11 protein-coding genes are annotated in these 13,043 nt (G+C 66.3%); 8 read left to right on the top strand and 3 right to left on the bottom strand.

Annotated elements, in window-relative coordinates; all coding sequences use genetic code 11:
* Nucleotides 1-187: 187 nt before the first annotated feature.
* Complete coding sequence (locus AB431_RS20735) at nt 188-1,390, top strand: alpha/beta hydrolase fold domain-containing protein (protein ID WP_369803078.1); 1,203 nt, start codon at nt 188-190, stop codon at nt 1,388-1,390.
* Between the two features lie 2 nt (nt 1,391-1,392).
* On the opposite strand, the gene AB431_RS20730 is transcribed toward AB431_RS20735, so the two are convergent.
* From AB431_RS20730 to AB431_RS20720, 3 genes are all read right to left on the bottom strand, one after another.
* Complete coding sequence (locus AB431_RS20730; protein WP_047331516.1) at nt 1,393-2,067, bottom strand: SDR family oxidoreductase; 675 nt, start codon at nt 2,065-2,067, stop codon at nt 1,393-1,395.
* 96 nt (nt 2,068-2,163) lie between these two features.
* Entirely contained in the window at nt 2,164-2,466 is a 303-nt protein-coding gene (locus AB431_RS20725; protein ID WP_047331515.1) for a hypothetical protein, read from the bottom strand.
* Nucleotides 2,463-2,687 (bottom strand): hypothetical protein, encoded by a 225-nt coding sequence (locus AB431_RS20720; RefSeq protein WP_047331514.1) that lies wholly within the window; start codon nt 2,685-2,687, stop codon nt 2,463-2,465. Before AB431_RS20720 ends, AB431_RS20725 begins: the two co-directional genes overlap by 4 nt.
* A 98-nt stretch (nt 2,688-2,785) precedes the next feature.
* Between AB431_RS20720 and AB431_RS20715 the strand changes: the two genes are divergently transcribed.
* From AB431_RS20715 to ettA, 7 genes are all read left to right on the top strand, one after another.
* Complete coding sequence (locus AB431_RS20715; RefSeq protein WP_144418321.1) at nt 2,786-3,046, top strand: hypothetical protein; 261 nt, start codon at nt 2,786-2,788, stop codon at nt 3,044-3,046.
* 114 nt (nt 3,047-3,160) lie between these two features.
* Nucleotides 3,161-4,645, top strand: a complete 1,485-nt coding sequence (locus AB431_RS20710) for a wax ester/triacylglycerol synthase family O-acyltransferase (RefSeq protein ID WP_047331513.1) — start codon at nt 3,161-3,163, stop codon at nt 4,643-4,645.
* Nucleotides 4,645-6,246, top strand: coding sequence for an HAD-IB family hydrolase/lysophospholipid acyltransferase family protein (locus AB431_RS20705; RefSeq protein ID WP_047331512.1), 1,602 nt, complete (start codon nt 4,645-4,647; stop codon nt 6,244-6,246). The genes AB431_RS20710 and AB431_RS20705 overlap by 1 nt, the downstream gene beginning before the upstream one ends.
* On the top strand, nt 6,243-8,570 hold the full coding sequence (locus AB431_RS20700) for a glycerol-3-phosphate 1-O-acyltransferase (RefSeq protein ID WP_047331511.1): 2,328 nt from the start codon (nt 6,243-6,245) through the stop codon (nt 8,568-8,570). Before AB431_RS20705 ends, AB431_RS20700 begins: the two co-directional genes overlap by 4 nt.
* 15 nt (nt 8,571-8,585) lie before the next feature.
* Nucleotides 8,586-10,583 (top strand): cytochrome c oxidase assembly protein, encoded by a 1,998-nt coding sequence (locus AB431_RS20695; protein WP_047331510.1) that lies wholly within the window; start codon nt 8,586-8,588, stop codon nt 10,581-10,583.
* Between the two features lie 212 nt (nt 10,584-10,795).
* Nucleotides 10,796-11,248, top strand: coding sequence for a single-stranded DNA-binding protein (locus tag AB431_RS20690; protein ID WP_047331509.1), 453 nt, complete (start codon nt 10,796-10,798; stop codon nt 11,246-11,248).
* 112 nt (nt 11,249-11,360) lie between these two features.
* A complete protein-coding gene (ettA, locus tag AB431_RS20685) occupies nt 11,361-13,034 on the top strand; it encodes an energy-dependent translational throttle protein EttA (RefSeq protein ID WP_047333643.1) in 1,674 nt (557 codons plus the stop codon).
* Nucleotides 13,035-13,043 lie beyond the last annotated feature (9 nt).

Raw genomic sequence — 13,043 nt, 5'->3', positions numbered from 1 at the left:
TCTGTTCACTTTGCCGGCGCGGCTGGCTGGACGACCGAGGGCCTAAAGACCCTAGTTCCTGAGAATTCCTCAGCTTTCGCCGAAGTTGGGTTATGGTGTGACGACTGGCAGGCGCCGACCCACCGCTTCCGCGGCTTGGCAAAGGCGTTAGGCGAGCTAAGGACAAGGGGGTCTGGAGCTCATGAGCATTCCAATCGAGCAGGTCACCGCGCGCTGTACGCAGGCCTTGCACACCGGATCATTGTTGCTACGCGGCTCACCGGCCGCTGCCGGCTGGGTGCTGGGGTGGCTCAACGCTGAGTTTGCCCCGCCTGTACTCACCGGTCATGCGCTGGCGACGGTGCACTCACCTCTGGAAAGGATGGCCTGCGCCCTGGCGGTCCAGAAGGCTGACAAGGTTCTCGACGCCGCCCTCGAGCAGACCTTCGGCAAGGACTACATCGCCTCGGTCCGCCATCCGCTCGAGCAGGATTCCGCGCGCCGGCCCAACGTCGTCGCCGTCCTCGAAGCCATGCGACATCGGCGCCGGTACGCAGCGACCACCCGGAACATCTCCTACGGCCCGCGCGGACGTGACAACACCCTGGACATCTGGCGCCGTGACGACCTGCCCGAGGCGTATCGCGCGCCGGTGCTCATTCAGGTGCCCGGCGGTGCATGGTCGGTCAATGACAAGCGCGGCCAGGCTTATCCGTTGATGGCACGCATGTCCGAACTCGGCTGGATCTGCGTCACCATCAACTACAGCCGCAGCCCGCGCAACGCCTTCCCGTCGCACATCGTCGACGTCAAACGGGCCATCGCCTGGGTCAAGGCCAACATCGCCGATTACGGTGGCGACCCGGACTTCGTCGCGATCACCGGGGGATCGGCCGGCGGCCACCTGAGCTCACTGGCCGCGCTGAGCGCGGGCGATGAAAGCCTGCAGCCGGGTTTCGAAGATGCCGACACCAGCGTGCAGGCCGCCGTGCCCTACTACGGCGTGTACGACCTCACCAGCACCAGCAACATGCACCCGCTGATGATGCCGCTGCTCGAGCACGTCGTGGTGCAGCGCAAGCTCGCCGACAACCCCGAGCTGTATCGGGACGCGTCGCCGATGCACCGCATCCATCGCGATGCCCCGCCGTTCTTTGTGCTGCACGGCCAGAGCGATGCCGTCATACCCAGTACGCAGGCGCGGGATTTCGTTGCGGCGCTTCGGAAATCGGGCTCCGACACGGTGGCCTATGCGGAGCTGCCCAAGGCGCACCACGCCTTCGACACCATCGCGACCCTGCGCTGCCAACTAGCCGCAGAAGCGGTCGCGAGCTTCATGGGCATCGTCTACGGCCGCCACCTCGCGGCGCGCGACGGCGCGCAGAAGATCGCCGTCGGCTCAGCGAGCTGAAATCAGGCCACCGTCATCAGATAGTCGGCGCCGCCGATGTAGACGATGGTCGACGGGCTCGGCGTGACCGCGGCGTTGACGATCGCGGTCGCAAACTCCTCGACCGTCGGCAGCGCACCCATGGTCCCGTCGCCGGAGACCACCGTGAGGTGAATGCCCGCGTGGTCGAGCGCAGAACGCATTGCGTAGAGGGCGGTTTCGCCGGCCCGCATGCTCGCGGCGACGCGCGCGTAGCCCTTCGGCACCGCCTTGTTCGGATAGAAGTGGGCCTGGTGGCTGGTGACAAACACGATCCGCGAGCCGGTCGGCATCAGCGGCATGGCCAGCAGCGCCAGCCGGCGCTGAGCATCGCGGTTGAGCCGCATCGCATAACCCGGGTCCGCGCCGAAGTCGAGTCCTCCCGACGCGTTGAGGATCAACGCATCCAGCTTTCCGAACCGGCTGGCGATGTAGCCCATCATCGCCGCGGCACCTGCCTCGTCGGAGATGTCGGCGGCCAGGGTGGAAGCGTTCCCGCCGGCGCTTCGGATGGCGTCGACGACCTCGTCCGCGCGGTCGGCTTTCTCCCGGTAGTTCACGATGACGTGAGTTTCGGGCGCGGCGAGCTGACGGGCGACTTCGGCGCCGATCCCTCGCGATGCTCCGGTGATCAACACGACGCGAGCGGGCTGCTGCATGGCGGGCTCCTTCCGTTTGCGGCAGTCCCCACCGTACACGAACTCTAAGAAAATTAAGATAAAAATAAGATAACGCTGAGGTTACGCGGGGCGGTATCAGGCCGGAGAATTGGCGTCCTGTGGCCTGAGCAACGGCACCACCAAGGCGATGACGATCAGCCAGCCGAGTGCCGCGACGGGAATTGCCCACATCCGCCGCACCGACAGAGCGTGCTGACACTCGTCAGCCCGACCTGCAAACGCTGCCTGAACCAGGTCGGCGCTAAAACCGCTGCCGCACTTGACCTGTACGCCCCACGGATCGAAATCGGGGAGATACACCGGCCATCGCAGAGCGAGCAGGCCGACCGTCAGCAGCACGATGGCGACGACGGCCGCGATGATCTGCCGAACGGTCACGTCATGCAGACATTGGCGAACAACAGCACCGGCCACGACACGATGGACCCCAGAAACGACACTACAAGGTCGGCTCCCCGCAGGGCATGCAGGTGATCGGTGTGAGTAGACGACCACACCAGACCCACAGCGAGATAAGGGATCCCGATCAACAGGTTGATGCCGATGAGTTCGGCGATGGTCAGCTTGTAGTTCAGAACCGAGCGAATTTTCGTCAACATGAGGTCCTCCCGCCCCGAGTGAGCACAATGCTAATGAGTACGGCCGCCCACGAGAAGCATTTGTGAGAAACTGTGTTTTCAGATTTGGGGAGGGGCCTGTGAACGAGCTGATGACCAAGTTGCGCACCGTGCTCAACTACGAAGTGACCATCGAAGCCGTCATCGAGATTCTGATGTGGCTGGCGATTCCGTACTTGGTGATCGGACTCGTCTGGGGCTTCTTCCATGTCGAAGCGGTGCAGCAGCTCGAAGGTCAACTCAATCGGGTCCTTCCGGCCGGTGCCGAGGTTGGTGCGTACGGGCTGGCCGCACTGCTGTGGCCGGTCCTCCTTCTGCTGCCACCGCTCTGCTTGGCGTGAAGTCGTAACCGACTCACAATCGAGACCCGCCACCCTCGCGCTCCGGCTAGCGTGGTTGGGGGCGTTCGCCGACTGGCGGACGCCTAGGGTGCCGGTGTCGATGAGGAGGGATCCATGAGCGGACCAGTCGATGTGAATGGTCTGCCGGACGAACTCGGCCCCCTCGACATGCTGCTGCACCGCGGTGAGGCCAACCCGCGGACGCGGTCGGGGATCATGGCCCTGGAAATTCTCGACAGCACGCCGGATTGGAACCGGTTCCGGACCGCCTTCGAGAACGCCTCCCGGAAAGTGCTTCGGCTGCGCCAACGGGTCGTGGTGCCGACGCTGCCCACGGCGGCGCCGCGCTGGGTGGTGGACCCCGATTTCAACCTCGACTTCCATGTCCGCCGGATACGGGTTCCCGAGCCAGGCACACTGCGTGAGGTACTCGACCTCGCCGAGGTGAGCCTGCAGTCGCCGCTGGACATCTCCCGGCCGCTGTGGACGGCCACCCTGGTCGAAGGGCTCGAAGGCGGTAAGGCCGCCACCTTGCTGCATCTCAGTCACGCGGTCACCGACGGAGTCGGCGCCACCGCGATGTTCGCCGAGATCTACGACCTCGAACGTGAACCGGCACCGCGGCCCGCGCCGCCACTGCCGGTGCCGCAGGACCTCACGCCCAACGACCTGATGCGCGAAGGGATCAACCATCTGCCCAGCGCCATCGTCGGCGGTCTGCTCGGCGCCGTCACCGGGGGGTTGGGTGTGGTCGGTCGCGTCGTGCGCAATCCCGGGACGGCCGTGTGGGACGTCGTCGACTACGCCCGCTCCGGGCGTCGGGTGGTGGCCCGCGCCGCCGAACCGTCGCCGCTGCTGCGGCGGCGCAGCCTGTCGTCGCGCAGTGAGGCGATCGAGATGCGGCTGTCCGACTTGCGGTCCGCCGCACACGCCGCGAGTGGCTCCATCAACGACGCTTACCTGGCTGGTTTGTGCGGGGCGCTGCGGCGCTACCACGAGGCGTTGGGCGTGCCGGTCAACAGCCTGCCGATGGCGGTGCCGGTGAGTCTGCGGGCCGAGGCCGACCCGGCCGGCGGCAACCGCTTCGCCGGGGTCAACCTGGCCGCGCCGATCGCCGTCGTCGACCCGGCTCTGCGAATCCAGAAGATACGGAAGCAGATGACCTCCCGGCGCGAGGAGGCGGCCATCGACTTGATGGGCGCCATCGCACCGGTGGTCGGGCTGCTGCCCGATGCCGTCCTCGAGGCGATGAGCGGGGCCGTGATCGGCTCGGACGTCCAGGCCAGCAATGTTCCCGTCTACGCCGGTGACACCTACATCGCGGGCGCGAAAGTGCTGCGGCAGTACGGTATTGGGCCGCTGCCCGGGGTCGCCATGATGGTCGTGCTGGTATCGCGCGGCGGCTTCGCGACGGTCACCGCCCGCTACGACCGCGCGTCGATCACCGACGAGGACCTGTTCGCGCAATGCCTGCGGGAGGGTTTCGACGAGGTCCTCGCGCTGGCCGGTGACCCACCGCCGCGGGTGGTGCCGGCATCGTTTCCCGACGCGAAAAACGACTCCGCCCAACCCAGCCCGAATGGATCGGTGGCCTACTGATGAGCGACACGGAGATGCGCCTGCCCGGTTCGGTGGCCGAGGTGATGGCCAGCCCGGAGGGCCCCAAGATCGGGGCGTTCTTCGATCTGGACGGCACGCTCGTCGCCGGGTTCACCGCCGTCATCCTGACTCGGGAACGCTTCCGCAGCCGTGACATGGGCATCGGTGAGCTGATCTCGATGATCGCCGCGGGCCTCAACCACCAGCTCGGCCGGCTGGAATTCGAGGAACTGATCACCAAGGCCTCGCAGGCCCTGCGCGGTCGGGCGTTGAGCGATCTGCACGAGATCGGCGACCGGATGTTCGTGCAGCAGATCGAGAAGCGGATCTATCCCGAGATGCGCGAGTTGGTGCACGCGCACATGGAACGCGGGCACACCGTGGTGCTTAGCTCCTCGGCGCTGACCCTTCAGGTCGAGCCGGTGGCCCGCTTCCTCGGCATCGAGAACACATTGACCAACCGATTCGAGGTCGACGAAAACGATGTGCTGACCGGCGACGTGGTGCGGCCGATCCTCTGGGGGCCCGGTAAGGCCAACGCGGTGCAGAAGTTCGCCGCCGACAACGACATTGACCTCAAGCACTCGTATTTCTACGCCGACGGCGACGAGGACGTCGCGCTGATGTATCTGGTCGGCAACCCGCGCCCGACCAACCCCGAGGGCAAGATGGCCGCGGTCGCTCGTCGGCGCGGCTGGCCGATCCTGCGGTTTTCCAGCCGCGGCGGCGGTGGCCTGATGGGTCAGGTGCGAACACTGCTCGGTGTCGGTGCGCTGGTGCCCGCGGCCACCGGCGCGATCTGGTGGGGGGCGCTGACCCGCAGCCGACGCCGTGGTCTCAACTTCTTCACCACCGCATTTCCGAACTTGCTGCTGGCGGTAAATGGCGTGCGGCTCAACGTCCTTGGTGAAGAGAATCTCCGCAAGCAGCGGCCGGCGGTGTTCATCTTCAATCATCGAAACAATGCCGACCCCGTCATCACGGCGTCGCTGCTGCGGGACAACTGGACCGGCGTCGGCAAGAAGGAATTGAAGGACGACCCCGTCGTCGGCACACTGGGCAAGCTCGTCGACACCGTCTTCATCGACCGGGACGACCCCAAGGCGGCGCTGGAGACCATGCACGAGGTCGAGAACCTGGTAGCCAAAGGCCTGTCGATCATGATCGCCCCGGAGGGCACCCGGCTGGACACCCGGACCGTCGGCCCCTTCAAAAAGGGACCCTTCCGGCTGGCCATGGCCGCCGGAGTCCCGTTGGTGCCGATCGTGATCCGCAACGCCGAGGTGATCGCCTCCCGCGATTCCTCCACCATGAATCCTGGTGAAGTGGACATCGTTGTCTACCCGCCTCTTTCGGTCGAGGACTGGACGCTCGAGGACCTTCCCGAGCGGATCGAGGAGGTTCGTCAGCTATATCTGGACACCCTGAAGAACTGGCCGACGGACAAGCTGCCGGTGCCCGAGATCTACAAGAAGGCGCCTGCGAAGAAGGCCGCGAAGAAAGCGCCGGCCAAGAAGGCCGCCGCCAAGAAGACACCGGCCAAGAAGACACCGGCCAAGAAGACGGCCACCAAGTCGCCGAGCGCCAAGGGCCGCCGATGACCCACACCGACCACCTCGCCGACTTCAGCACCACCGACGACGCGCTGGTGCTGGCGTCGGTGTCGTCGAAGGCAGAGTTCGAGCTGCTCAACGACTGGCTTCACGCGCAGCGACGGGCGCACCCGGACACCAAGGTCGAGGTGCTGCGCCTGCCCGCGGGGGATCCGCCGCCCGGGGTGGTGGCTCAACTCGTCGAAGAACTCGGCGGCGGGGAGGACCGGCTGGTCGTTCCGGTTCGGGTCTTCTGGGTACCGGGCGGCTTGCCCACCCGGGTCAAGATCGTCGGCCTGATCTCCGGCCGGGATACCTATCGCCCCCCAGAGGTCTTGCAGCGCAGGATCCTTCGCCGAGATCCGTCTCGCGCGCGCATCGTCGCCGGCGAGCCGGCGAAGGTGTCCGAGTTGCGTCAGCAGTGGAACGAGAACACTGTCGGGGAAAGCCCCCGTGACTTCGCGCGCTTCGTGCTGCGCCGCGCCCGGCTGGCGATCGAGCGGATGGAACTGCGGCTGCTCGGCCCCGAATACAAGTCGCCGCAACTGATCACCGACGAGCTGATGTCCTCGACGCGCTTCATGGAGGGATTGCAGCAGGTTCCCGACGCCGACCCCGCCAAGGCCGAGGAGATGCTCAACGAGCTCGCCACCGGCTGGAGCAGGTTCTCGGTGGATTTGATCCCCAACCTCGGCCGGGCGATCTTCAGCCGAGGCTTCGATCCGCGAATCGACTACGACAGCATGGAAATCGAGTCGATGCGGCGCGGATTGGAGGACCACCCGGCGGTTCTGCTGTGGTCGCACCGGTCCTATCTCGACGGTGTCATCGTCCCGGTGGCGATGCAGGAGAATCGGTTGCCCCCGGCGCATACGTTCGCCGGAATCAATCTTTCGTTCGGGTTCATGGGCCCCCTGATGCGCCGATCCGGTGTCATCTTCTTGCGCCGCAAGCTTGACGATCCGCTGTACAAGTACGTGCTGCGCCAGTTCGTCGGATACATCGTCGAGAAGCGCTTCAATCTCAGCTGGTCGATCGAGGGCACCCGGTCGCGGACCGGAAAGATGCTGCCGCCCAAGCTCGGACTGCTGGCCTACGTGGCCGACGCGTACTTGGACGGGCGCAGTGAGGACATCCTGCTGCAGCCGGTGTCGATCAGCTTCGATCAGCTGCACGAGACCACCGAGTACGCCGCCTACGCCCGCGGCGGCGAGAAGACGCCAGAGAGTGCGGAGTGGCTGTACAACTTCATCAAGGCGCAAGGCGAGCGCAACTACGGAAAGATCTACGTCCGCTTCCCCGAGGCGGTGTCGATGCGCCAGTACCTCGGCGAGCCGGGCGGCCCGGTCGCCACGGACGAAGCCGCCAAACGCCTTGCCATGCAGAAGATGGCATTCGAGGTGGCCTGGCGGATTCTGCGGGTGACTCCGATCAACGCCACCGGCCTGGTGTCCGCGCTGTTGCTCACCACCCGAGGCCGGGCGCTGACGCTCAATCAGCTGCATCACACCCTGCAGGATTCGCTGGATTACCTTGAGCGCAAACATTATCCGGTCACCAACAGCGCCCTGCGACTGCGCACGCCCGACGGGGTCCGGGCTGCCGTGGACGCCCTGTCCAACGGGCATCCAGTGACCAGGGTCGACGGCGGTCACGAGCCGGTGTGGCGGATCGCCCCGGAGCACGAGCACGAGGCGGCGTTCTACCGCAACACGTTGATCCACGCGTTCCTGGAGACGGCGATCGCCGAACTGGCGTTGGCACATGCCGGTCGGGCGCCCGATGGTGAGCGGGTTCAGGTGTTCTGGGACCAGGCGATGCGGCTACGCGACCTGCTGAAGTTCGACTTCTACTTCGCCGATTCCGCCGCCTTCCGCGAGCACCTCGCCGAAGAGATGTCGTGGCAAGACGATTGGGAGGTTCAGGTCGCTGCCGGCGGTGACGCGGTGGACAAGCTGCTGCGTGACAAGAAGCCGTTGATGGCACACGCCATGCTGCGGCCATTCATCGAGGCGTACACGATCGTCGCCGACGTGCTGTGTGACGCTCCGAGCGACATCGAGGAGAAGGAGCTCACGAAGCTGGCTCTCGGCGTGGGCGCGCAGTACGCGGCGCAGGGCCGGGTCCGCAGCAACGAGTCGGTGTCGGCCCTGTTGTTCTCGACCGCTCGGCAGGTGGCCGCCGACCAGAATCTGCTGGCGCCCGGCACCGATCTCTACGAGCGCCGGCGGGCGTTCCTGCACGAGTTGCGCACCATCCTCACCGACATGGACCGCATCCACGAGTTCTCCACCGCGCAGTTCTATGCCCGCGAGCTCGCCCAGCGCGAGTAGCCATACGCTGAGACGATGACCGCACCCGCCGCCCGCAGCGCCGCGGTCTGGCCGGTGCTGTCGATGGTCGCCGTGCTCGCCGGCGTCACCGCCGCCGGAATCGGCGCACTCTCGTTGGCCGATGCCCTGACCGCAACCGGCCTGCCCGATCCCGGCCCCGTCACCACGCTGGGTCTGCCGTTCGTGCAGGCGGCCGGCGAGATCGCGGCCGTTCTGGCCGTCGGCTCGTTCCTGTTCGCGGCGTTCTTCGTGCCACCTCAGGACAACGGAGTGCTCGACGCCGCCGGGTACCGCGCGCTGCGCATCGGTGTCACCGCCTCCGCGGTGTGGGCGGTGTGCGCCGCGCTGTTGGTCCCGCTGACAGTGTCCGACGTGTCCGGTCAGCCGCTGCGCGATCACCTCAACCCCGTGCAGCTGTGGTCGGTGGCCAGCCTGGTCGACACCGCCGGAGCCTGGCGGTGGACGGCGTTCTTGGCGTTGGTCGTCGCCCTCGCCGGCCGAGCGGTGCTGCGCTGGTCGTGGACGCCGTTCCTGCTGGCCGGCTCGTTGATCACGTTGGTGCCCCTGGGGTTGACTGGACACTCGTCGGCGGGCGGCTCGCACGATGTCGGCACGAACAGCCTGATGATTCACTTGCTTGCGGGTGCACTGTGGGCCGGAGGACTGCTGGCGTTATTGGTGCATGCCCTGCGCGGCGGCGAGCATGCCGACGTTGCGGCACGGCGGTTTTCGGCGGTGGCGTTCTGGTGCTTCGTGGCGATGGGACTCTCCGGAGTCATCAACGCCTTCGTCCGTATCCGCCTCGGCGACCTGTTCTCCACCGACTATGGCCGGCTGGTGGTGGCCAAGATCGTCGCGCTGGGCGTCCTCGGTGTCATCGGCTGGCGGCAGCGCCGAGGGCCGGTGGCCGCGCTGCAGGCCAACCCGGAGGCTCGTGGCGTGTTGTTCCGGCTGGCCTTGATTGAGGCTTTGGTGTTCGGCCTGACGTTCGGCATCGCGGTCGGTCTGGGCCGCACCCCGCCACCGCCACCCTTGGACGGCAACCCGTCACCGGCCGAGGTGGGGATCGGCTACGACCTCGCCGGACCCCCGACCGTCGCGCGCATCCTGGTGGAGTGGCGCTTCGACCTGGTCTTCGGTACCGCGGCGATCGTGTTCGCCGCGGTCTATCTGGCCGGGGTGATTCGGTTGCGACGTCGCGGCGACTCGTGGCCGCCGGGCCGGACGTTGGCCTGGCTGCTGGGCTGCGCGGTGTTGTTGTTCACCACGTCGTCGGGCGTCGGACGCTACATGCCGGCCATGTTCAGCGTGCACATGACGGCGCACATGCTGCTGTCGATGTTGGTGCCGGTCCTGCTGGTGTTGGGTGCGCCGGTGACCTTGGCGCTGCGGGCGCTGCCCACCGCGGGCAAGGGCAACCCGCCCGGACCGCGGGAGTGGTTGCTCGACGCCTTGCACAGCAAGTGGTCGCGGTTCTTCACCCACCCGGTGGTGGCCACGGTCGTGTTCGTCGCCGGGTTCTACGGCCTTTACTTCGGCGGCATCTTCGACGCTGCCGTGAGCCTGCACGGCGCCCATGTGCTGATGAATCTGCACTTCCTGATCAGCGGCTACCTCTTCTACTGGGTGGTCATTGGCGTCGACCCCACCCCGCGCCCGCTGCCGGCAGTGGCCAAGATCGCGATGGTGTTCGCCTCGCTGCCGCTGCACGCCTTCTTCGGCGTGGTGATGATGGGCATGGATCAGGTGCTGGGGGAGAGCTTCTACCGTTCGCTGAAGCTGAGCTGGCACACCAACCTGATCGACGACCAGCACCTCGGCGGTGGAATCGCTTGGGCCGCAGGTGAAATCCCGCTCGTGGTGGTGATGATCGCGCTGCTGATCCAGTGGAGCCGAAGTGACCGGCGCACCGCCACGCGACTGGACCGCGCTGCCGACCGCGACGATGACGCCGACCTGGCGGCGTACAACGCGATGCTGGCTGAGATGGCCCGCCGCGAAAATGGAAGCTGAGGACCGCGTCGGCCGCCGGCCGTAACGCCACGGCGGCGAAATCGCCGATTTGACACCCTGACGTTACTTTCGCGGCGGGGATCGACGAGACGTATCCACAGTTGGCGCTTGATCCACAGTCTCACCGATGGGGGTACGTCTCTTCGCGTGGCTGTCGGTGAGCTGCGGCCCACTCAGTGGGTACGGCATCACTCATCGAAAGGACCCATGTCATGTTCGAAACTCATCTGACCGTCGTCGGCCGCATTGTCACCGACCTTCGCCGACGCGTCGTCGGCGACCAGGAACTCATCAGCTTCCGGGTGGCCAGCAACTCCCGCCGCCGCACCGGTGACGGCACCTGGGAGCCCGGCAACTCGCTGTTCATCACCGTCAACTGCTGGGGCAAGCTGGTCACCGGCGTCGGGGCCGGTCTCTACAAAGGCGCCCCGGTGATCGTCGTCGGCGACGTCTTCACCAGCGAGTACGACGACAAGGAAGGTGTGCGGCGCTCATCGCTGGAGATGCGGGCCACCGCGGTGGGGCCCGACCTGTCGCGGGCGATCATCCGCTTCGAGCAACCGCAGCCCAAGCCGGCCGAACCGGTCGATACCGCGCCGCACACCGACGAGCAGGACAGCACCGGCGACGTCGAGGAGACGACGGAGCTGGCGTTCTCGGCGTGAGGCGGCGGCGGTCGCGCTGGTCTCGGCCAGCGCGGCCGCAAGGCCTCGTCCCGGCGCGCCTAGGATGGTCGACGAGCATTTCACGACGAAAACGGAAGGCACCCCCGCGGCAATGGCCGAATACATCTACACGATGCGCAAGGTCCGCAAGGCACACGGCGACAAGGTCATCCTCGATGACGTCACACTGGCCTTCCTGCCCGGAGCGAAGATCGGCGTCGTCGGCCCCAACGGTGCGGGTAAGTCCAGCGTCCTGCGGATCATGGCCGGCCTGGACCAGGCCAACAACGGTGACGCGCTCCTGGCGCCGGGAGCCACGGTCGGCATCCTCATGCAGGAGCCGCAGCTCGACGAGACCAAGACCGTTCGGGAGAACGTCGAAGAGGGCGTGGCGATCAAGGCCAAGCTCAACCGGTACAACGAGGTCGCCGAGTTGATGGCCACCGACTACACCGACGAGCTCATGGACGAGATGGGCAAGCTCCAGGAGGAACTCGACGCCGCCGACGCCTGGGACATCGACTCCCAGCTCGAGCAGGCGATGGACGCCCTGCGCTGCCCGCCTCCAGATGAGCCGGTGACCCATCTCTCCGGCGGTGAGAAGCGCCGCGTCGCGCTGTGCAGGCTGCTGCTGAGCAAGCCGGATCTGCTGCTGCTCGACGAGCCGACCAACCACCTCGACGCCGAGAGTGTGCTCTGGCTCGAACAGCACCTCGCCGCCTACAAGGGCGCCATCCTGGCCGTCACCCACGACCGGTACTTCCTGGACAACGTCGCCGAGTGGATCCTCGAACTCGACCGCGGCCGTGCCTACCCGTACGAGGGCAACTACTCGACCTATCTGGAGAAGAAGGCCGAACGCCTCGAGGTGCAGGGCAAGAAGGACCAGAAGCTGCAGAGGCGTCTCAAGGAAGAACTCGCCTGGGTGCGGTCCGGCGCCAAGGCGCGGCAGGCCAAGAACAAGGCCCGCCTCGGCCGGTACGAGGAGATGGTCGCCGAGGCCGAGAAGACCCGGAAGCTCGACTTCGAGGAAATCCAGATCCCGGCTCCGCCGCGGCTTGGCAACGTCGTGGTCGAGGTCGAACACCTCGACAAGGGCTTCGAGAGCCGCACGCTGATCAAGGATCTGTCGTTCACGTTGCCGCGCAACGGCATCGTCGGTGTCATCGGCCCGAACGGTGTCGGTAAGACCACCTTGTTCAAGACGATCGTCGGACTGGAACAGCCCGACAGCGGAACGGTGCGGGTCGGCGACACCGTCAAGCTCAGTTACGTGGACCAGAGCCGCGCCGGCATCGACCCGAAAAAGACGGTGTGGCAGGTGGTCTCGGATGGCCTCGACTACATCGAGGTGGGCCAGAACGAGATCCCGTCGCGCGCCTACGTGTCGGCGTTCGGTTTCAAGGGACCCGACCAGCAGAAGCCCGCGGGCGTGCTCTCCGGTGGTGAGCGCAACCGGCTCAACCTCGCGCTCACCCTCAAAGAGGGCGGCAACCTGATCCTGCTCGACGAGCCCACCAATGACCTCGATGTCGAGACGCTGTCTTCACTGGAGAACGCGCTGGAGAAGTTCCCGGGCTGCGCGGTGGTCATCAGCCACGACCGCTGGTTCCTGGACCGCACCTGCACGCACATCCTGGCGTGGGAGGGCGACGACGACAACGAGGCCAAGTGGTTCTGGTTCGAAGGCAACTTCGGTGCCTACGAAGAGAACAAGATCGAAAGAATGGGAGCCGACGCGGCCCGTCCGCACAGGGTGACCCATCGCAGGCTCACACGCGACTAATGTTGGCGG

Source organism: Mycobacterium sp. EPa45 (genome assembly GCF_001021385.1).
In the GTDB taxonomy this organism is placed as follows: domain Bacteria; phylum Actinomycetota; class Actinomycetes; order Mycobacteriales; family Mycobacteriaceae; genus Mycobacterium.
The sequence above is the reverse complement of the archived record's forward strand: the minus strand, read 5'-3'. Positions and strand labels throughout refer to the sequence as shown.

What these genes read in the sequence shown, in the direction of transcription:
- AB431_RS20730 (WP_047331516.1), bottom strand. Translation starts at nt 2,067, where the DNA reads ATGCAGCAGCCCGCTCGCGTCGTGTTGATCACCGGAGCATCGCGAGGG.
- AB431_RS20720 (WP_047331514.1), bottom strand. Translation starts at nt 2,687, where the DNA reads ATGTTGACGAAAATTCGCTCGGTTCTGAACTACAAGCTGACCATCGCC.
- AB431_RS20710 (WP_047331513.1), top strand. Translation starts at nt 3,161, where the DNA reads ATGAGCGGACCAGTCGATGTGAATGGTCTGCCGGACGAACTCGGCCCC.
- AB431_RS20705 (WP_047331512.1), top strand. Translation starts at nt 4,645, where the DNA reads ATGAGCGACACGGAGATGCGCCTGCCCGGTTCGGTGGCCGAGGTGATG.
- AB431_RS20700 (WP_047331511.1), top strand. Translation starts at nt 6,243, where the DNA reads ATGACCCACACCGACCACCTCGCCGACTTCAGCACCACCGACGACGCG.
- AB431_RS20695 (WP_047331510.1), top strand. Translation starts at nt 8,586, where the DNA reads ATGACCGCACCCGCCGCCCGCAGCGCCGCGGTCTGGCCGGTGCTGTCG.
- AB431_RS20690 (WP_047331509.1), top strand. Translation starts at nt 10,796, where the DNA reads ATGTTCGAAACTCATCTGACCGTCGTCGGCCGCATTGTCACCGACCTT.
- ettA (WP_047333643.1), top strand. Translation starts at nt 11,361, where the DNA reads ATGGCCGAATACATCTACACGATGCGCAAGGTCCGCAAGGCACACGGC.